The 21,662-nt window shown below is 35.9% G+C and carries 16 protein-coding genes; 15 read left to right on the forward strand and 1 reads right to left on the reverse strand.

The features are described 5' to 3' along the window. Positions 1 to 34: 34 nt before the first annotated feature. From allD to arcC, 5 genes are all read left to right on the forward strand, one after another. Positions 35 to 1,084: an ureidoglycolate dehydrogenase gene (gene allD, locus BR77_RS02620; RefSeq protein ID WP_035063850.1), complete on the forward strand. Its 1,050-nt coding sequence runs from the start codon at positions 35 to 37 to the stop codon at positions 1,082 to 1,084. A gap of 29 nt (positions 1,085 to 1,113) precedes the next feature. After that, positions 1,114 to 2,871 (forward strand): acyl-CoA synthetase FdrA, encoded by a 1,758-nt coding sequence (fdrA, locus tag BR77_RS02625; protein ID WP_035063853.1) that lies wholly within the window; start codon positions 1,114 to 1,116, stop codon positions 2,869 to 2,871. A 31-nt stretch (positions 2,872 to 2,902) separates the two neighbouring features. After that, positions 2,903 to 4,162 carry a YlbE family protein gene (locus BR77_RS02630; RefSeq protein WP_035063856.1) on the forward strand — a complete coding sequence of 420 codons (1,260 nt, stop codon included), beginning with the start codon at positions 2,903 to 2,905 and terminating at the stop codon, positions 4,160 to 4,162. Between the two features lie 191 nt (positions 4,163 to 4,353). Continuing rightward, positions 4,354 to 5,232 carry an oxamate carbamoyltransferase subunit AllH family protein gene (locus BR77_RS02635; RefSeq protein ID WP_035063858.1) on the forward strand — a complete coding sequence of 293 codons (879 nt, stop codon included), beginning with the start codon at positions 4,354 to 4,356 and terminating at the stop codon, positions 5,230 to 5,232. A 2-nt stretch (positions 5,233 to 5,234) separates the two neighbouring features. Further along, positions 5,235 to 6,176 carry a carbamate kinase gene (arcC, locus tag BR77_RS02640; RefSeq protein ID WP_010053770.1) on the forward strand — a complete coding sequence of 314 codons (942 nt, stop codon included), beginning with the start codon at positions 5,235 to 5,237 and terminating at the stop codon, positions 6,174 to 6,176. Positions 6,177 to 6,229: 53 nt separating this feature from the next. Here arcC and BR77_RS02645 read toward each other — a convergent pair whose 3' ends face one another. Then, the gene (locus BR77_RS02645; protein ID WP_010053771.1) at positions 6,230 to 7,870 is read right to left on the reverse strand and encodes a PucR family transcriptional regulator; all 1,641 of its coding nucleotides are present in this window, start codon (positions 7,868 to 7,870) and stop codon (positions 6,230 to 6,232) included. A 285-nt stretch (positions 7,871 to 8,155) separates the two neighbouring features. Here BR77_RS02645 and BR77_RS02650 point away from each other — a divergent pair, with 285 nt between their 5' ends. From BR77_RS02650 to carB, 10 genes are all read left to right on the forward strand, one after another. Next, on the forward strand, positions 8,156 to 9,370 hold the full coding sequence (locus BR77_RS02650) for a pyridoxal-phosphate-dependent aminotransferase family protein (RefSeq protein ID WP_015076411.1): 1,215 nt from the start codon (positions 8,156 to 8,158) through the stop codon (positions 9,368 to 9,370). Positions 9,371 to 9,526: 156 nt separating this feature from the next. Next, entirely contained in the window at positions 9,527 to 10,885 is a 1,359-nt protein-coding gene (locus BR77_RS02655; RefSeq protein ID WP_231857789.1) for a L,D-transpeptidase family protein, read from the forward strand. 428 nt (positions 10,886 to 11,313) lie between these two features. Then, complete coding sequence (gene lspA, locus BR77_RS02660) at positions 11,314 to 11,775, forward strand: signal peptidase II (RefSeq protein WP_278752076.1); 462 nt, start codon at positions 11,314 to 11,316, stop codon at positions 11,773 to 11,775. A 20-nt stretch (positions 11,776 to 11,795) separates the two neighbouring features. Then, on the forward strand, positions 11,796 to 12,710 hold the full coding sequence (locus BR77_RS02665) for an RluA family pseudouridine synthase (RefSeq protein ID WP_010053776.1): 915 nt from the start codon (positions 11,796 to 11,798) through the stop codon (positions 12,708 to 12,710). A 219-nt stretch (positions 12,711 to 12,929) separates the two neighbouring features. Continuing rightward, positions 12,930 to 13,478, forward strand: coding sequence for a bifunctional pyr operon transcriptional regulator/uracil phosphoribosyltransferase PyrR (gene pyrR / locus BR77_RS02670; RefSeq protein ID WP_010053777.1), 549 nt, complete (start codon positions 12,930 to 12,932; stop codon positions 13,476 to 13,478). 202 nt (positions 13,479 to 13,680) lie between these two features. Further along, a complete protein-coding gene (gene uraA, locus BR77_RS02675) occupies positions 13,681 to 14,991 on the forward strand; it encodes a uracil permease (RefSeq protein WP_010053778.1) in 1,311 nt (436 codons plus the stop codon). 68 nt (positions 14,992 to 15,059) lie between these two features. Next, entirely contained in the window at positions 15,060 to 15,974 is a 915-nt protein-coding gene (locus BR77_RS02680) for an aspartate carbamoyltransferase catalytic subunit (RefSeq protein ID WP_010053782.1), read from the forward strand. A 128-nt stretch (positions 15,975 to 16,102) separates the two neighbouring features. Further along, on the forward strand, positions 16,103 to 17,380 hold the full coding sequence (locus BR77_RS02685; protein WP_015076408.1) for a dihydroorotase: 1,278 nt from the start codon (positions 16,103 to 16,105) through the stop codon (positions 17,378 to 17,380). 13 nt (positions 17,381 to 17,393) lie between these two features. After that, positions 17,394 to 18,482: a carbamoyl phosphate synthase small subunit gene (locus BR77_RS02690; RefSeq protein ID WP_010053784.1), complete on the forward strand. Its 1,089-nt coding sequence runs from the start codon at positions 17,394 to 17,396 to the stop codon at positions 18,480 to 18,482. Beyond that, a complete protein-coding gene (gene carB / locus BR77_RS02695; protein WP_010053785.1) occupies positions 18,475 to 21,654 on the forward strand; it encodes a carbamoyl-phosphate synthase large subunit in 3,180 nt (1,059 codons plus the stop codon). Before BR77_RS02690 ends, carB begins: the two co-directional genes overlap by 8 nt. The last annotated feature ends 8 nt before the right edge of the window (positions 21,655 to 21,662 follow it).

Genomic DNA, 21,662 nt, shown 5'->3' on the forward strand with positions numbered 1-21,662 from the left:
GAATAGACAAATTTATTTTAGAGGGAGGAAGACTATGAAAATACCAAAGAAGCAATTGCATAAACTTATTGAAGCAAAAATCGAAGCGGCAGGATTGACGAAAGAACATGCTGAAATTGTAAGTGATGTTTTGACTTTTGCAGATGCAAGAGGCATTCATTCTCATGGTGCTGTTCGAGTTGAATATTATTCTGAGCGAATTGCAAAGGGTGGCATTACAAATCGTCCAGAATTTAGTTTTAAAAAAACAGCTCCGAGTTGTGGTGTGTTTGAAGCTGATAATGGTTCCGGCCACGTTGCTGCAAAGTTGGCGATGGATGAGGCAATCAAAATGGCTAAAGAAACAGGTTTAGCAGTTGTCGGAGTACGAAATATGTCACATAGTGGAGCTTTAGCCTACTTTGTTGAAATGGCTGCTGAAAATGACTTAGTTGGGATCTCTGTCTGTCAATCCGATACAATGGTCGTACCTTTTGGTGGAAGTGAAGCCTATTTTGGAACCAATCCAATTGCCTTTGCTGCTCCAAGCCATGATGATCGGATGATTACTTTTGATATGGCGACAACGGTTCAAGCCTGGGGTAAAGTTCTTCATGCTCGTTCACGAAATGAAGCTATTCCTGATACATGGGCAGTTGATGAAAACGGAAATCCAACCACTGATTCAACCAAAGTAAGTGCTTTAGTTCCAATTGCAGGACCAAAAGGCTATGGCTTAATGATGATGGTAGATATTTTGTCAGGCATGTTATTGGGTTTACCATTCGGCAAACATGTCAGTTCTATGTACCATGATTTATCAGCTGGTCGTGAGCTTGGCCAATTACACATCGTTATTAATCCAGCATTCTTTACAGATTTAGACCTCTTTAAAGAAAACATCAGTCAAATGCTAGATGAGCTCAAAGAAATTAAACCTAGTGAAGGATTTTCAGAAGTTAACTATCCTGGTGAGCGTGGTCGAATGCGTGAGAAGAAGTATGAAGAAACTGGCATTGAGATTGTTGATGACATCTATAATTATCTGATTGGTGATGCCATTCATTTTGATCGATACGATCACAAAAATAAATTTGCTGAATAAAAATTAAAAAAAGAATGTGAGGAATTTCAATGTTGCACACAATTATTAAAGAAAATGCCTACCAAGACTCAGTTGTTTTAATGCTTTTAACCAATAAAATTAGTACGATGGACGGTGTAAATCGAGTTTCTATTATGATGGGAACACCTGCTAATAAAGATATTATGGGCGGTAGTGGATTACGCACACCAGAATTAGAAAAAGCGTCAGCTAATGATTTAGCAATTGTTTTAGATACAGAAGATGCTTCTATTATTGATGGAGTTTTAGTTGAAGTGGACGAATTTTTAACTTCTCAAGCTACATCAGACAATGAAGTTGCAGATGAAACGGTTCGCACTTGGGATAAAGCGATGAAAATGGGCGCAGATGCTAATTTAGCTTTACTATCTATTCCTGGAACATACGCAGCTTTAGAAGCTGAAAAAGCCCTTGATGAAGGATTAAATGCCTTTATATTTAGTGATAACATGACAATTGAAGATGAATTACATTTGAAACAAAAAGCACATGAAAAAGGCTTGTTAGTCATGGGACCTGACTGTGGAACTGGAATTATAAATGGCGTTCCTATGGCATTTACAAATATTGTTCGACCTGGAAAAATAGGGATTGTTGGTGCTTCTGGCACTGGAATTCAAGAAGTTTCAACAATTATTGATAAATTGGGTGCAGGAGTGACGAATGCAATTGGAACTGGCGGTCGCGATTTATCTGAAAAAATTGGTGGAATTACAATGTTGGATAGTATTGCAGCTTTGGAAAAAGATCCTCAAACAGAAGTCATTGTTGTGATTTCTAAGCCACCTGCAAAAGTTGTTCGTGACAAAGTTGTGGCTCTATTAAGAGAAGTTTCAAAACCAGTTGTTGCAATTTTCTTAGGTGAAAAACCAACCCATCATGAAAAAAATCTATATTTTGCTTATACGCTTGAAGAGGCTGCAAAATTGGCTGTTGATGTTTTAAATGGTAAGGAAGTAACAGCGCTTGATGAATCAATTACAATTCCAGAAGTAATCTTACAACCAAATCAAAAGCATTTAAAAGGCTACTATTCAGGGGGAACTTTAGCGAGCGAAGCAGGTATGTTAATTGCTGATGCTCTTCAATTAAAAGACGGTTTAATTAAACAAGATGGCTTTGTTTTAAAAACAGATGGTAATGAAATCATTGATTTAGGGGATGATATGTATACTCAAGGAAAACCTCATCCAATGATTGATCCAGAAAAACGTATTGAAATGATTAAGCATGCTGCAGATGATGCTGAAACGGCGATTATCTTATTAGATGTTGTTTTAGGTTACGGCGCGCATATGGATATGGCAAGCGAATTAGCACCAGCAATCCAAGAAGTTAAAGCTAAAGCCCATGCAGCAGGTCGCGAATTAGTTGTTCTAGGAACAGTTGTTGGAACAACTAGTGACCCTCAAAACTTGATGCGTCAAAAAGAAATTTTAGAAGAAGCTGGCGTAATTGTTTGCGAAAGTAATAATAAAGCTGTTCGCACAGGGTTAGGTATTTTAGGCTATCAAGTAACGGACACTGAGAAAAAAGTGGAAGCAGCGGATGCAACTGAACCTGTTGCAATTCCAGAAGTATCTGAAAAAGTGTCAGCTCTATTAACGACTCAGCCTTATGTAATTAACCTTGGTCTAAAAAGCTTTTCAGAAGCAATCCGTGAAACGGGTGGGAAAGCTGTCCAATTTGATTGGCGTCCAGCTGCAGGCGGAGATGTAAGATTGCAAAAAGTCTTATATTTCTTGAACAATTATCAAACTAAATAGAGCATTTTAAAATTATTAGGAGGCCATACCAATGACATACAAAACAATTGATGAAGCAAACAAAGCGGTAGCAGCTAAAGTAGTTGCATCTTCACCCTTTTTATTAGATGTAGTTCCTGCCAAAGAAGCTATTCCAGTGCTAGAAGGAAAAGTCTTACTTCATGCAGGTCCACCTATCAAGTGGGAAAACATGCCTGATCCAATGAAAGGCTCATGTATTGGAGCAGTATTATTTGAAGAATGGGAAACAGATGAAGAAAGTGCTCGTGCCTTATTAGAGAGTGGCAAAGTTGAATTTATGCCATGTCATCATTTCGATGCAGTCGGACCAATGGGCGGAATTACTTCTGGCAATATGCCTGTTTTTATTGTTGAAAATAAAACAGATGGTAACTTTGCTTATTGTACTATGAATGAAGGTATTGGAGCAGTTTTACGTTTTGGGGCTTATTCAGAAGAAGTTGTAAATCGTTTACGTTGGATGCGCGATGTTTTAGGACCAACACTAAGCCAAGCTTTAAAAACAATTGAAAATGGTTTGAACTTAAATGTTTTAATTGCTAAAGCAATTGCAATGGGAGATGAATTCCATCAACGTAACATTGCTGCATCATTAGCATTCTTAAAAGAAATGGCACCTATTATTGTTGGTTTAGATATGGATGATACGAATCGTCAAGCTGTAATTAAATTTTTAGCTGATACAGATCAATTCTTCTTAAATATTATGATGGCTGCAACTAAAGCTGTTATGGATGGAGCACGAATGATTGAAGAAGGAACGATTGTCACAGCAATGTGTCGCAATGGAGAAAACTTTGGTATCCGTATTAGTGGGATGGGTGACGAATGGTTCACAGGCCCTGTAAATACGCCTCAAGGACTGTACTTTACAGGATTTACAGGAGAAGATGCTAGCCCGGATATGGGAGACAGTGCGATTACTGAAACCTTTGGTGTTGGAGGAATGGCTATGATAGCTGCACCTGCAGTTACCCGTTTTATCGGAACAGGTGGTTTCCAAGATGCATTAGCGATCAGCAATGAAATGTTAGAAATTGTGATTGATCAAAACCCTAATTTCACAGTTCCAACTTGGGATTTCCAAGGGATTTGTTTAGGAATTGATGCTCGTAAAGTCGTTGAAACTGGAATTACTCCAGTAATCAATACAGGAATTGCGAATAAAAAAGCTGGAGCAGGACAAATTGGAGCAGGAACCGTCCATCCACCAATTGAATGTTTTGAAAAAGCGATTGTTGCTTATGCAAAAAAAATTAGGAATGGATAGTTAAGTATAAGGTGTGTAAAAAGCTGTTTTGCTTTGATTAAACTGGAGACAAGTACAAACAATCGGTTTCTTTCGATTGAGCGTAGTTGATGAAGTTTACGAGAAGCAAGCTTTTGAAACCAGATTAATAAGGTGTGTAAAAAGCTATTTTGCTTTGATTAATAGTTTAATTCACGAAAGGAGGTTGTCAAATGATTGAGGTCTGGAAATACCCCATTGAGCGAATCAACGAGTTAATACCAGATAGTATTTGGCAACTTCATAGTGAATTTACAAATGGTGTGAATTTAGTAGATGAGGCTGGGAATTTATTATTTATTGGAACAGATAAAAATGGTGAATTGCCATTTGGTCTTCATTTGACGTTTCGAAATTTAGTTCATTTTAAAGCAGAACTAAATAAAAACACTCGATTTCATTATCATAATTTAACATTTGTTAATCAAGAAAATCTAGAATATAGCCTATCCTTAAAAAATAGTACTCCTTATTCTGTGGCTCTAGAAAAAAAAGGTCAGCTAAATAGTGACGCAGTTGATTCTTTATTTAAATGGGCAAGTAAGGAAGAAAAAAAGCGAAATGGATTGGGTGAATACTTGCCTACGACTGAATTCATATTGGACAATTGGATGATCGAAAACAAACAAGCTATTGGTTATTTATTTTCAGAAAACCCAGTTGAAATTCAACATGGATTACGCTACTTTATTGGTCGAGGACAAGGATTAACTCCATCAGGTGATGATTTTTTAGTTGGTTTGTTAAGCCTTGAAAAAGGTTTTTCTATAATAGATAATCAATTTGAAATTATATTAGAGACATTCGTTTCATCAGAAAAATTAACAACAGATATTAGTGAGGCATATTTGCAAGCTGCTTTAAAAGGGCGGTTTAGCACATCAATCAACCAACTAATCGATGTTTTAGCTGGCACAAAAAATAAGACTGCTTTACCAGATATTCTTACAAAAATAATTCAAAATGGCCATACATCTGGAATAGATACCTTAACAGGGATTTTGGTGGGATTATTAATTGGAACAAAAGACATAAAAAAAGGGGCAAGTTAACTATGGGAAAACGCGTAGTCATTGCGCTTGGAGGAAATGCTATTTTACGTCCAAACCAAGAGGCAACATTTGAAAATCAATTAGCAAACGTTAAAACTAGCACAGATTTAATAGCAGAAGTAAAAAAAGCCGGTCATAAAGTAGTTGTTACTCATGGCAATGGTCCGCAAGTAGGAAATATTTTACGTCAAAATGAAGAAGCTAAAGCTTTTGTTCCGCCTCTACCTATTGATGTTTGTAGTGCTGAATCACAAGGCTTCATTGGCTACATGATGGAACAAACTTTGAAAAACGCTTTGAAATTAGCAGATGTAAAAGGAGAAGTTGTCACTTTATTAACGGAAACTGAAGTAGATGCTAAAGATCCTGCTTTTCTTGAACCGACAAAACCAATTGGGGTTTTCTTTACTGAAGAAGAAGCTAATGAATTAGAAAAATCAAAAGGTTGGGTAATGGCAGAGGATGCTGGACGTGGTTATCGCCGTGTTGTTCCATCGCCACAACCAGTTAAAATTCATGGAGTATCTGCAATTAAAGCGTTAATTGAAATGGATACTGTTGTAATCTCAACAGGTGGCGGAGGTATTCCTGTTGTAGCAGATGAAAAAGGCTTTTTGAAAGGCGTGGAAGCTGTTATTGATAAAGATCGCTCAGCTTTACGTTTATCAGAGCAAGTAGATGCAGATGTTTTTATGATTTTAACAGATGTTCCAAATGTATATTTAAATTATGGTCAACCAGATCAGTTGAAGTTAGAAGGAATTTCGTTAGCAGATGCTAATAAATATATGGCAGAAGGTCATTTTGCTGATGGCAGTATGGGACCTAAAATGGAAGCTGCGATTGCTTTTGCAGCACAAGGGAAAGAATCCATTATCTGTTCCTTAGATGAAGCTGTTGCTGCTCTTCGTGGCGAAGCTGGGACACGTGTATTACCCGCTTAATTGATAGCATTAAACCCACTTACTTTTTTACATAAAAAGTAAGTGGGTTTTAGTTAAATTTGGTCCTCTGTATCAGATAGTACTAATGCTAATCGTAGGTTTAATGATAGTTTTGGATCATTAATCGGAGATTCAAATAATTCTTCGCATTTTGCGATTCGATATTTCACTGTATTACGATGGATAAACAATTTTTTTGCTGTGATAGTGATTTCACATTGTGATTCAAGATAAACTTTTAGTGTGCGCCTCAATTCACGATTCATTTCACTGCGAGGAAAAGCCAGACTTTTTAAATTTACCAAACAAAAGTGCTCAATATCTTCTTTTGGTACATAATCGATTAACTTGTTTAAACCTTTTGATTGAAAGAAAGTAACAACTGGTTGAACATCTTCTTTTAAGCTAATATCAAGGGCATCCATAGCTTCTCTAAAAGAAAAATGAATACTTGCAGGGTCCGTTACTTCATTCCCAATTGAAAAATTTAAGGAGATTGGGAGTTGATCTATCAATCCATTATGAATCGCTACTAACTTATCAGCAAGCAAATTAGTTGATTTTTGCAAAAGCAATGCGTAATAATGGGTATGTTTGATAGGAAATAAAAGTGCCTTTTTAAAATGCAGGTTTATTTGTTTTTCTAGCCATTCATAACTTAAATAAGAACGATCATCAGAAAGTTGCTGATTCGTTTGATCAAGTAAGGTTTCTTCAAAATTAATTATAATAACACGATAATACGAGGATTTAATTATTCCGTAATCTTTACCATAATCTAACCAATTGATTAATTTTGCTTCTGCAGGTAGTTTTTTTTCACTTAATTGATAGAAAAAATCTTTCTTTTGATTTAAAAGATTTTCTGTTAATTTCAAGTTTTTATATAAAGTATAGGATAAGACAGTATTTGCTTGTTCAATAGCAAACTGTGAAAAAGGATAGGGAATTTGATCGGCTTTAAAAATAACTAGTAAATATGGGAAATAGGCACTGCTCATAATTGGAAAAACAGAAACTAATAGTGGGTTTTCTTCCTCGTCTTCTAAAAGGAAAGAATACTCTTTGCCTGAAGATTGGGCTTCTCTCAATTTAGGCTTTATTTTTTCAATGGTGGTATTTGAAAATTTAGGATCATTTTGAAGATGACGAGATTCTGCAACGACTTCAAGAAAAGGATTAATAAGTAATACAGGTCTTTTTAAAATACTTCCAAGATGTCTGGTTAAAGAGGTTAAAGTTGCTCCTTTAATCATCATATTTGAAAATTTTTGTTGAATATCTAGTGCGAAATTTAATTTTTCAGTTTCTGTGTCCCATAAATAGGATAATAATTGATGGGAAGTGGTACCCAAAGTAACGGTTGAGGGAATTTGAAGTACAGGAAAGCCTAATTCATCAGCAACAGCTAAAACCATTGGATCTAGCTCGTTAATGAAACGTCCTAACTTTATGCCGATTCCTGCTGCGGGTAGTGCATTTAATGACCGAAGCATATCACATAATCCTTTAGGGTCATCTTTGAAAACCATAGCTGTTGTCAGTAAAAAAACATTTTTAGGTAAATATGCGGCCACATCAGGAGTTTCAGAAATTTCAATTGTATCCACTATTTTAGTTAAATCTGCATGGCTGTTTAGAACTTGAATATTTGAAAAACGTGGAATTTGTAATAATTCGCCAATTGTTGTCATGAAAAATTCTCCTATCTCTTTGGTATTATTCTCCTATCTTACCGTTTTTTTTAAGTTAAAGCAATCTGAATTTAGTTAGTTTGAACGAATATAGTTTGTTTTATTGTTTGTATTGAACAAAGATTCACAAGTTGATTTCGATTAAAATAGTAGTGAGAACATGTCATTTAATTGCTAAATAGGCATTAAATTTTATGGAATTACGTTTAGTTTATACAAAAAAACAAATTTAATGAATACAATCAATCTATTTAGCTAGAAATTATTTAATTGGAGGAAAAAAATATGATTAAACAACTTTCAGTGCCAACGCGTACAATTATGACACCAGGTCCAGTAGAAGTTGAGCCTCGTGTTTTAAAAGCGCTATCTACACCGATTATTGGGCAGTACGATCCAGAATTTTTTAGAGTAATGGGGGAAGTATCCACCCTGTTAAAAACACCTTTTGAAACAACAAATGCACAGGCTTTTGTTGTAGATGGTACATCTCGTTCAGGTTTGGAAGCGGCTATGCTAGGTTTAGTTGAAAAAGGTGATCGTGTTTTAGTCCCTGCATATGGACGCTTTGGTTATTTATTTGTGGAATTAGCAGAGCGAGCGGGTGGTGAAGTTAAATTAATTGAAAAAACTTGGGGCGAAACATTCTCGCCAGAGGAAGTTATTGCAGCAATTAAAGAATTTAACCCAAAAGTAGTTGCTTTAGTTCATGGTGAAACATCAACCGGACAAATTCAAGAACTTAAAGAAATTGGTCAATATTGCCAAGAAAATGGTCATTTATTTTTAGTGGATGCAGTAGCTACTTTTTGCGGTGCACCTGTTAAAGTTGATGAATGGGGGATTGATATAGCTGTTGGTGGAACTCAAAAATGTTTAAGTGTTCCTTCCGGTATGTCACCAATTACCTACAATAAAAAAGTAGAAGATATTTTAACTTCACGTTATCAAATGGAATTAGGCCTGTCAGACGAACATCGCAACTCTGACTTTATTAAAAGTAACTACCTAGATTTAAGCCAAATCCAACGTTATTGGGGACCAGAACATATTAATCATCATACTGAAATGACTTCAATGATTTATGGGATCCATGAAGGGTTACGTATTGTTGAAGAAGAAACTTTAGAGGTGCGTTATGCACGTCATTCTTTAAATGAGAAGGCTATGATGGCTGGAATCAAGGCCATGGGTCTTAATTTATTTGGAAACCCTAAATCTAAAATGGTGACTGTTACATGTGTTGAAATCCCGAATGGTGTGGATGGAGAAGCTGTTCGAAGCACTCTTTTAAACGAGTTTGGTGTAGAAATTGCAAGCTCATTTGGTTCGTTAAAAGGAAAAATTTGGCGGATTGGAAATATGGGCTATAGTAGTCGAAAAGAAAATGTACTTCATACGCTTGGCGCATTGGAAGCAGCAATTCTTTACCATGGTGGAGAAATTATTAAAGGTGAAGCAACGTTAGCTGCAATGAAAGTCTATGGTAGTCAAAAATAAATAGTTTACTAAAAAGCTTCAGAAATTTGGAATTTTCTGGAGCTTTTTTAGTTATGTTTGATTAAGCATCTAAATCTAGAATAAGAAATTGAAAAAAAGTAGAAGGTACGGTATAATTGTAACTATAGTTATATTTAAAGGTTTAGAAAGGATTAGATGATGTCTTTTAAAAAAATAGCAATTATATTTAGTAGTATAGCTTTATTAATAGTTATAGGAATATATACAGGAAAAGCATTAACGTATCAAACCAAATTTTTACCAAAAACAATGATAAACGATATGGATATTTCTAATAAAACTGTTTTTCAAGTAAACAAAGAGCTACAGAAATCATATCGGGGAAAAACTTTTGTTGCCACGGAAGGTGGAATGGAATTATTTAAATTCACTGGGTCTGACGTAGGAATCACAGATGATTTTACTGAAAGTTTAACGCTGATAAAAGATCAACAAGATCAGTGGAGTTGGCCAATTCGAATCTTGAAAAATAAAGTTCAAAAAGAAAAACTCGAAAAAATCACTTACAATAAAGAAACTTTTGCTGGATTTTTCGCAGGATTGCCATTAGTGAGTGCTAATCGTATCAAGCCAGAGAATGCCAAAATAGAGAAAACCGAAAGTAATTTTAACTTAAAGCCAGAAGTTATGGGGAATACATTTGATTTAGATAAAGTGAAAGCTTCGTTGATTATGACAATCGAATCAGAAGAAACTCGGATTAGTTTAGATGATTATTATCAAAAACCAACTATTTATAAAGATAATCCTGAGCTAATCAAAATAACAAATGAAGCAAATAGCCTTAGTAAATTAGACATATCTTATTTAATTGTTGACCAAAAAGAAACTATTTCGGCAGAACGTTTATTTCAGTGGATTAGTTTAGATGCTGAAAATAATATTGTGATTGATGAAGATAAAGTTACAAGTTATTTGACAGAATTGGCAACTAAATATAGCACTAAAACTAAATCTCGTAAGTTTGTTAGTACAAAAAAGGGCATAGTTGATGTGCCGCCAGGAATTTATGGATGGACGTTTTTAGTTAATGATGAGGTCAATTCATTAGTTGCTGATATACGAACAAAAACGAATTTACAAGATAGAGAGCCGAAACATGAAGGTAGTGGGTATGGAGTTGATATTGGGAAAACTTATGTAGAGGTTGATTTAACAAATCAACATATGTGGTTTTACAAAGATGGTGTAGTGGCTCTAGAGACAGACGTTGTAACAGGTAAGCCAACTACTCCCACTCCACCAGGTGCTTTCTATATTTGGAATCGTGAACCAAATGCTATCTTGCGCGGTGTCGATTACGAAACACCAGTCAAATATTGGATGCCGATTGATTGGGATGGAGTAGGAATTCATGACTCAAATTGGCAATCAGCGTACGGGGGAAACTTATACTTAACAGTAGGATCTCATGGTTGTATTAATACACCACCTGGAGTTATGGAAAAACTATTTGCTATTGCTCCTGTAGGAACCCCAGTTTTAGTCTTTTAAATGTAATAAACCATCTGAGGGTAGATGGTTTTTTCATTTTAGAAAAATAAATAGGCTAAGAATTTGTTATCATTAATAAAATTAACCTGTTTATTCTACTAAATTCTAAATCTAGGAATAAAAAGCTATCCTTACGTCCACTATTATTGTAGAATAAGAGGTAGAAGATTTTTATCAAGGCTAGTTCTTTTGAGCCAACTCTTCTAGAAAAAGATGAAATTTTGAGATGGCAAAAAACGCCATATCAAATTTCCCTATTTTCTTGCCAGAGCTAATCGGCTCCACAAACTTTTTATTAGGCTAGTTTTTATGAGCCAACTCTTCTAGAAAAAGATGAAATTTCGAGATGGCAAAAAACGCCATATCAAATTTCCCTATTTTCTTGCCAGAGCTGACCGGCTCCACAAACTTTTTATTCAAGGAGGTATATAATGATTGTTTATTATGCACTTGCGGCTGTAATTCTAGTTATAGATCAAATTACAAAGTATGTAGTCGTGAACAATATTGATTTATATGAAGTTAAAGAAGTAATTCCTGGAATTTTATCATGGATGTATATTCGTAATACGGGTGCTGCATGGAGTATTTTAGAGGGTCAGATGTGGTTTTTCTACATTATAACCTTTGCAGTAGTAATTGCTGTTATCTATATTATGCAAAAATACGCAAAAGGCAATTGGTTATTTTCTTTGGGCTTGTCATTAATATTAGCAGGTGCTTTGGGTAACTTTATTGATCGCTTACGTTTAGGGTATGTTGTAGATATGATTCGTTTAGATTTTATGAATTTCCCGATTTTTAATGTTGCGGATATGTCCTTAAGTATTGGAGTTGCCATAATTATTCTCTATGTATTGTTAGATGAAAAAAATAAAAAGCTGTCTTAACAGAAGAAGGATTTGAAAAAATGAGAACCACTGATGAACATAATTTTACAGTAAATGAAGAAAAAGGACGTTTAGATAAGGTTTTAACTGAACTTTTACCTGATAAAAGCCGTTCACAACTTCAGCAATGGATTAAAGAAGGCGATGCTTTAGTAAATAATGAACCGTCAAAAGCGAATTACAAAGTTCAACAAGGTGATAAGATATCAATTATTGAACCAGAAGCCGTTCCTTTAGAAATTGTGGCAGAAAACATTCCCCTTGAGATTGTCTATGAGGATCAAGATGTATTAGTTGTTAACAAACCTCAAGGAATGGTTGTGCATCCGTCTGTAGGTCATATGACTGGAACACTGGTCAATGCATTAATGTATCATATTAAAGATTTATCTGGTATTAATGGCGTTGTTCGTCCAGGAATTGTACACCGTATTGATAAGGACACCTCTGGATTATTAATGGTTGCTAAAAATGACCAAGCACATGAAAAGTTAGCAGCTCAATTAAAAGATAAAACATCTTTACGTGAATATGTTGCGCTTGTTCATGGTGAAATTCCTCATGAAAAAGGAACAATTGATGCACCGATTGGACGTGCTAAGGAAGATCGTAAAAAACAAGCAATTATTGATGATGGTCGTCCAGCGGTCACTCATTTTAAAGTAATTGAGGGATTGAAAGATTACACAGTTGTTTCATTACAACTAGAGACTGGCAGAACCCATCAAATTCGTGTTCATATGCGTTATATTGGATTTCCAATTGTGGGCGACCCAACTTATGGTCCTAAAAAAACGATTAAAGGTCATGGTCAATTTTTACACGCTAAAGTATTGGGCTTCAAACACCCAACGACTGGTGAATTTCTGACTTTTGAAGCACCAATTCCAGAAATTTTCGAAGAAACTTTAACTGAATTAAGAAATAATGATTGACATTAAACCCTTAATTAGGTATATTTAATTCAGTAAAAAAATTAAATATTTCCTTTAACAATAGTCCTGTGAGGCTAAGAAGGAGCATGCACAAAAGTTAAGCTTGGAATAGGCTAAGACTTTTGTAAAAGATAGACTAACTGTGCCCTCTTACCTTAAACTAGGTGAGAGGTTTTTTTGTGGAAATGAGCCAATACCAAATTTGAGAGGAGTTTAAACATGACGGAAAGAAAAGAAATCGAAGTAGTTGATGCTGCCGCGATGAAACGTGCTTTAACTCGAATCACTTATGAAATTATCGAGAGAAACAAAGGGATTGAAGATTTAGTTTTAGTCGGAATTAAAACCAGAGGCATTTATATTGCTCGAAGAATTGCTGATCGTTTGAAACAATTAGAAAGTGTTGATATCCCAGTTGGTGAGTTAGATATTTCTTTATACCGTGATGATGTTCATACAAGCGATGGACGTGAGCCTGAAATCAACGGGTCAAATATCCCAGTTTCAATTGAAGGAAAGCAAGTTATTTTAGTTGATGATGTGTTATATACGGGTAGAACAATTCGTGCTGCGTTAGACGCTCTGATGGATATTGCTAGACCTCGTAAGATTTCTCTAGCAGTATTAGTTGATCGCGGTCACCGTGAATTGCCAATTCGTGCTGATTTTGTTGGGAAAAATATCCCAACTTCATTAGATGAGCAAATTAAAGTCGAAGTTGAAGAATTAGATGGGCTTGATAAAGTAAGTATACAAAAAATTAAATAAAGTGAAACTTTAACTGAGTCCAGAGAGGCACAGAAGGTCACACTATGCTATGTTTAGAGGCTTAACTCTATGCATAAATTAGAAGAACCTAGCAGTCTCACTCAGACACTAGGTTCTTTTTTTGTAAGCTAGTTCGTATGAGCGAACTCACAGAGCTTTTTATAAAAAAATATAATGAAAACGAGTAGGGAGTAATTTGTTTATGTCGCAAGAAAAGTTTAGAAATGAAAATGTTGTTTTAGATATTCATGAGAAGCCGGGCACTATCCATTGGTTTGGGTTAAGCCTGCAGCATCTTTTTACCATGTTTGGAGCAACAGTCTTAGTTCCAATTTTAGTTGGTTTGAATCCTGGTATCGCCTTAGTGACATCTGGTATCGGTACACTTCTTTATATAGCAATCACAAAAGGTAAAATACCAGCTTATCTGGGAAGTAGCTTTGCTTTTATTACACCGATGATTCTTGTCATCGAAAAAGGTGGCTATCCAGCGGCATTCCAAGGTGCTTTGTATGCAGGGCTAGTTTACTGGGTTGTAGCATTGGTGATTAAATTAATTGGATCTGATTGGTTAGATAAAGTGCTACCTCCAATTGTTGTTGGTCCGGTTGTAATGGTAATTGGTCTTAGTTTATCAGGAACAGCAGCAACACAAGCAATGTATGAACACGCAACAGCCGCACCAGAAAATTACAATGTGACATATATTTTAATCGCTTTAGCAACATTAGCCATTACAATTGTTTGCAACATGTATTTAAAAGGATTCTTAAGCTTAATTCCAATTTTAATTGGCATAGTTGGAGGATATATTCTTTCATTAGCCTTTGGAATCGTTGATTTATCAGGTGTTCAAGAAGCAGCTTGGTTCCAGGTTCCGAAATTTGAAATTCCGTTTTTATCCTATAAACCAGCCTTTTCACTAGCAGCTTTGGCGACAATGGCACCAATTGCATTTGTCACAATGAGTGAACATATCGGTCATCTGATGGTCTTAAATAAAATTACAGAGCGTAATTTCTTTAAGAAACCAGGTCTATCAAGAACTCTTTTCGCTGATGGAGCCGCTACAGTTGTTGCTTCCTTATTAGGAGGACCACCTGCAACTAGTTATGGTGAAAATATTGGCGTCTTAGCTTTAACAAAAGTTCATAGTGTTTTTGTCATCGGAGGTGCTGCAACATTAGCCATCTTGTTCGGTTTCGTTGGAAAAGTTAGTGCAGTCATCTTAAGTATTCCAGGTCCTGTTATTGGGGGAATTAGCTTCCTGTTATTCGGAGTTATTGCTTCAAGCGGTTTAAGAATTCTAATTGATAATAAAATAAATTTTGATGAAAAACGTAACTTAATTATCGCTTCAGTTATCTTAGTGATTGGAATTGGTGGTGCATATTTCCAATTTGGATCGTTAACCCTATCAGGGATGAGTTTAGCAACAGTTGTAGGAATTGTTTTAAATCTAATCCTACCAAAAAAAGCACAAAGTGAAATTGAACACGAAGCAAAAGCATAAATAAAATAAGATTCAAGGATATAGTCAAGCCTGATTCTGTAAGTTCAACATACTAAGGAGGAATTACCATGACAGCAACGATTCAAAAATTACAATTAGACCATCTAGTTTCAGTTGAAGCACTAAGCAATGAAGAAGTCATGACTTTAATCAAACGTGCGCAAGAATTCAAAAATGGAGCAAGTTATCATCCTAAGTATCCAAAATATGCAGTGAATTTATTTTTTGAGAATAGCACAAGAACCCATAAAAGTTTTGAAATGGCTGAGAAAAAATTAGGTTTGGATATTATTGATTTTGAAGTTGCTACTAGTAGTGTGAAAAAAGGTGAGACACTTTACGACACGGTCTTAACGATGTCTGCTTTAGGTGTTGATGTAGCTGTCATCCGTCATGGTGATGAAGCTTATTATGAAGAGTTAATTGCAAGTACTGGGATTAAACTAGCTGTTGTAAACGGTGGAGATGGTAGCGGCCAACATCCTAGCCAATCTCTATTAGATTTAATGACAATTTATGAAGAATTTGGCAAATTTGAAGGATTGAAAGTCGCAATTGTGGGTGATTTAACTCATTCTAGAGTGGCCAATTCAAATATGCAATTATTAAATCGATTAGGAGCAGAAGTTTTCTTTTCTGGACCAGAAGAGTGGTTTGATGCAAGTTACAATGAATTTGGTACGTATTTGCCATTAGACGAGTTAGTTGAAGAAGTTGATGTTATGATGATGCTACGAGTTCAGCATGAACGTCATGAATATTACGGAAATTTCTCAAAAGAAAAATATTTAGCTACCTATGGATTAACTGAAGAGCGAGAAAGTAAAATGAAACCAGATGCAATCATTATGCATCCTGCTCCAGTAAATCGAGATGTTGAACTAGAAGGGTCATTAGTTGAGTGCCCACGCTCTAGAATTGTTCAACAAATGTCCAACGGTGTTTATACACGTATGGCTATCTTGGAAGCTGTTTTAGAATAGAAAAACTAGGTCAGTAAAAATAGGGATAGTAGCTATCTACTGAAACTATTTTTGCTGATTTTTCTAAGGTGTGAGAAAAGCTGGTCTAATTCAATAAAATTTAAAAATAAAAACTTGGAGGCAACTAAATGTATACTTGGATTAAAAATGTAAAAATGGTGAACCATCGTAATGAGTTAGAGGCAATTGAATTAATGATTAAGGATGATAAAATTGAAGCAATTGGGACGGATTTAAGTTTGATTGGAATCCAAGCTGAAAAAACAATTGATGGTCAAGATGCTTTGATTACCCCCGGTTTAGTTGATGTTCATGTACATTTAAGAGAGCCTGGTTTCACATATAAAGAAACGATTCAAACAGGTAGTGAAGCTGCCGCACGAGGTGGATTTACTACAATTTGTGCGATGCCTAATACAAATCCTGTTCCTGATACTGTTGAAAAATTTGAGGAATTACAAGCACTAATTAAAAAAGATGCTGTTGTTAAAGTTTTACATTATGCACCTATTACAACAGGCTTAAAAAGTGATGAACTAGTTAATCAACCAGGCTTACTAGCTGCAGGTGCATTTGCATTTACAAACGATGGTGTGGGTGTTCAAACAGCTGGAACGATGTATTTAGCCATGGTAGAGGCAGCTAAAAATAATACAGCCATTGTTGCTCATACAGAAGATGACTCCTTACTTTTTGGGGGAGTGATGCATAAAGGTAAAATATCAGAAAAGTTAAACTTACCAGGTATTTTAAGCATTACTGAAGCCTCTCAAATTGCGCGAGATGTTTTGTTAAGTGAAGCAACTGGTGCTCATTACCATGTGTGCCATGTCTCAACAAAAGAAAGTGTGCGAGTTATCCGCGATGCGAAAAAAGCTGGTATTCATGTCACTGCTGAAGTAACACCTCATCATTTGTTGCTTTCCGAAGAAGATATTCCAAGTGATACAGCCATTTATAAAATGAATCCCCCATTAAGAGGGACTGATGATCGCGAAGCATTGATTGAAGGACTATTAGACGGCACAATTGATTTTATTGCAACAGACCACGCTCCCCACAGCGCAGAAGAAAAATCAGGAAGCATGGTTGGCGCACCATTTGGCATTGTTGGAAGTGAAACGGCCTTTCAACTGTTGTATACCCACTTTGTAAAAACTGGGAAGTTCACTTTGCTACAACTAATTGATTGGATGAGTACAAAACCGGCTGAAGTTTTCAATTTAAATGCAGGTAGTTTAGAAGTAGGCGCACCAGCAGATCTGGCATTATTCAATTTAACTGAAGAAGAAGAAATAGATGCAAAAGATTTTAAATCACTATCAAGTAATACGCCATTTATTGGTTGGAAGGTAGTTGGAAATACAGTTATGACGCTAGTTGATGGAAAAGTAGTTTATTCATAGGAGGCTTGATAGGATGGATCGTTTATTACTATTAGAAGATGGGACAATATTTAAAGGTAAAGGTTTCGGCGCTCCAATTGAAGTAACTGGAGAAGTTGTTTTTACCACTGGAATGACTGGTTACCAAGAAACCATAACAGATCAATCCTATAATGGTCAGATGATTGTTTTCACTTACCCATTAGTTGGAAATTATGGCATCAACCGTGATGATTTTGAGTCAATTGAGCCAACGTGTAAAGGTGTTATTGTAAAAGAACATGCAAGAGTGGCTTCAAACTGGCGAAGCCAAATTACTTTGGATGAGTTTTTAAAGCGTAAGAATATTCCAGGAATTTCTGGTATTGATACAAGGCAATTAACTAAACTATTGCGCGAAAAAGGAACAATTAAAGGGATGATTACAGGTGCAAATGAAAATCTGGAACATGCTTTCGATCAATTAAGAGCGACTGTTTTACCAACAAACCAAGTTGCTCAAGTGTCTACTTCTAGACCGTATCCAAGTCCTGGGAGCGGCAGAAATGTTGTTGTCATTGATTTTGGTTTAAAACACAGTATTTTAAGAGAATTAAGTAATCGAAATTGTAATTTAACTATTTTACCTTATAACACAACAGCTCAAACGATTTTAGAGTTAGATCCAGATGGTGTTATGTTGACCAACGGGCCTGGTGATCCAAAGGATGTACCAGAGGCTTTGGAAATGATTCGTGGAATCCAAGGGAAACTACCTATTTTCGGCATTTGTTTGGGACATCAATTGATTTCTTTGGCAAATGGAGCTGATACTTTCAAACTTAAATTTGGACATCGAGGTTTTAATCACCCTGTAAGAGAAATTGCAACAGGACGGATTGATTTCACGTCACAAAATCATGGTTATGCAGTAGATGAAAAAAGTATTGATAAGAATGAATTAATTGTCACTCATATTGAACTAAATGATGGAACAGTTGAAGGAATTAAACATCGTCATCATCCAGTTTTCAGTGTTCAATTTCATCCAGATGCAGCTCCTGGTCCACACGATGCAGGACATTTATTTGATCAATTTATGGAATTAATGGATGCTGGAAAGGAGCGCAAAGCCAATGCCTAAAAGAACAGATATAAAAAAGATTATGGTGATTGGTTCTGGTCCTATTATTATTGGACAGGCCGCGGAATTTGATTATGCAGGGACGCAAGCATGCTTAGCATTGCGAGAAGAAGGGTACGAGGTTGTCTTAGTCAACTCAAATCCAGCAACAATTATGACAGATAAAGAGATTGCGGATAAAGTTTATATCGAACCAATTACACTAGAGTTTGTTTCAAGAATTTTAAGAAAAGAATTACCCGATGCAATTGTGCCAACTTTAGGTGGGCAAACTGGTTTAAATATGGCAATGGAATTAGCAGCTTCTGGCATTTTAGACGAACTTGAAATCGAATTACTTGGAACTAAATTAAGTGCTATTGACCAAGCAGAAGATCGTGATTTATTTAGACAGTTGATGCATGATTTAAATGAGCCTGTTCCAGAATCAGATATTGTTCATACTGTTGAAGAAGCAGTTGCCTTTTCTGAAAAAATTGGTTTTCCATTAATTGTTCGACCTGCCTTTACTTTAGGTGGGACTGGTGGCGGAATTTGTAACAACTTAAAAGAATTAAAAGAAATTGTCACGAATGGCTTAAAACTTTCACCAGCGACACAATGTTTAGTAGAAATGAGTATCGCCGGCTACAAAGAAATCGAGTATGAAGTTATGCGAGACAGTGCTGATAATGCCATGGTTGTTTGTAATATGGAAAATATTGATCCGGTTGGGATTCATACAGGTGACTCGATTGTTGTTGCACCAAGTCAAACACTCTCTGATTATGAGTATCAACTTTTACGTGATTCTTCGTTGAAAATTATTCGCGCGTTAGGAATTGAAGGGGGCTGTAACGTTCAACTAGCTCTTGATCCAAATAGCTTTAATTATTATATTATTGAAGTAAATCCTCGTGTTAGTCGCTCTTCAGCGTTAGCCAGTAAAGCAACGGGTTATCCAATTGCTAAATTAGCAGCCAAGATTGCAGTTGGATTGACTTTAGATGAAATGAAAAATCCGGTAACTGGAACAACTTATGCGCAATTTGAACCGGCACTGGATTATGTAGTTGCTAAAATTCCACGCTGGCCTTTTGATAAATTTGAACATGGGGAACGCAAATTAGGGACGCAAATGAAAGCGACTGGAGAAGTCATGTCAATTGGTCGAAATATTGAAGAGGCACTTTTAAAAGCCGTCCGCTCTTTAGAAATCGGGACAATTCACATTGAAACACCAGAAGCTAATGCAGTAAGTGATGAAGATCTTGTTGGGAAAATTATTAATGCTCAGGATGACCGTTTATTTTATTTAATTGAAGGTATCAGACGAGGGTATAGTATTCAAGATTTGGCTGAACTGACTAAAATTGATTTATTTTTCTTAGATAAGCTTTTGCATATTGTTGAAATTGAACAAGATTTAAAAGATCATCCTTATGACCTTACTAGCTTAGAAAATGCCAAGAAAAATGGTTTTTCAGATGTTGCAGTTGCTAAGTTTTGGGAAACAGATGCCTTACGCATTCGCGAAATTAGAAAAGAAAATGGATTGGTTCCAGTCTACAAGATGGTGGATACTTGCGCTGGTGAATTCGAATCAAAAACACCTTATTTTTATAGTACGTATGAGCAAGAAAACGAGAGTATTGTCAGTAAAAAAGAATCCGTATTAGTCTTAGGTTCAGGTCCAATTAGAATTGGCCAAGGAGTCGAATTTGATTACGCAACGGTTCATTCTGTTAAAGCCATACAAAAATGTGGGTATGAAGCGATTATTATGAATAGCAATCCAGAAACAGTCTCAACTGACTTTTCGATTTCTGATAAACTTTACTTTGAACCTTTAACATTAGAAGATGTCATGCATGTGATTGATTTAGAACAGCCAAAAGGCGTAATTGTTCAGTTTGGAGGACAAACTGCAATCAATTTAGCCGAACCGTTAACTAAATTAGGTGTTCCGATTTTGGGAACAACCGTCGAAGATTTGGATCGTGCAGAAAATCGTGATTTATTTGAGCAAGCATTGAAATCAATTGATATTCCGCAGCCTTTAGGAGACACAGCTAGAAGTGAAGCTGAAGCAGTAACAATAGCCAATCGCATTGGTTATCCAGTTTTAGTTAGACCTAGTTATGTTTTAGGCGGTCGAGCAATGGAAATTGTCGAGAATCAAAAAGATTTAGAAAATTACATGCGCAATGCTGTTAAAGCTTCACCAGAACATCCGGTCCTAGTTGATCGTTACTTGTTAGGCAAAGAATGTGAAGTTGATGCAATCAGTGACGGAACAGATGTCTTAATTCCAGGGATTATGGAGCATATTGAACGAGCTGGAGTGCATTCTGGTGACTCTATGGCCGTTTATCCACCGCAAAATTTATCTCAAAAAATCCAAGATACAATTGCAGATTACACAAAACGCTTAGCGCTTGGGTTAAATTGTATCGGTATGATGAACGTCCAGTTCGTTATTTTCGAAGAGCAAGTTTATGTGATTGAAGTCAATCCACGAGCTAGCCGTACGGCGCCGTTCTTAAGTAAAGTAACGGGTATTCCAATGGCTCAAGTAGCAACAAATGTCATCTTAGGGAAGTCTTTAAAAGAACAAGGGTACAAAGATGGATTATATCCAGAGTCAACAAAAGTTCATGTTAAAGCGCCGGTCTTTTCTTTTGCTAAATTGTTGAGTGTTGATACTAATTTAGGACCAGAGATGAAATCAACTGGCGAAGTTATGGGAACTGATTCAACTCTAGAAAAAGCTTTATACAAAGCTTTTGAAGGAAGCAATATGCATTTAGCCGATCATGGTACAGCATTATTTACGATTGCAGATGAAGATAAAGTTGAGTCTGGCGAACTTGCTAAACGCTTCTTGGCTATTGGGTACCAATTAGTTGCGACGAGTGGAACAGCTAAGTACTTGAAGCAGGAAGGTATTCTTGTTAAAGAAATTAATAAGATTACTGAGGATGAAGAACTGACTGTGCTAGATGTTATTCGTGAAGGTAAAGTTCAAGTTGTAGTGAATACGATGGGACGAGATAAAGAAGTACAAAGTGATGGCTTCCAAATCCGTCGCGAAGCTGTTGAACAAGGAGTCCCGTTATTTACTTCACTAGATACGACTAGTGCTATCTTAAAAGTGTTAGAATCACGTTCATTTGATACACTTGCTTTATAAATGCTAAA

It is taken from the genome of Carnobacterium maltaromaticum DSM 20342, assembly GCF_000744945.1.
In the GTDB taxonomy this organism is placed as follows: domain Bacteria; phylum Bacillota; class Bacilli; order Lactobacillales; family Carnobacteriaceae; genus Carnobacterium; species Carnobacterium maltaromaticum.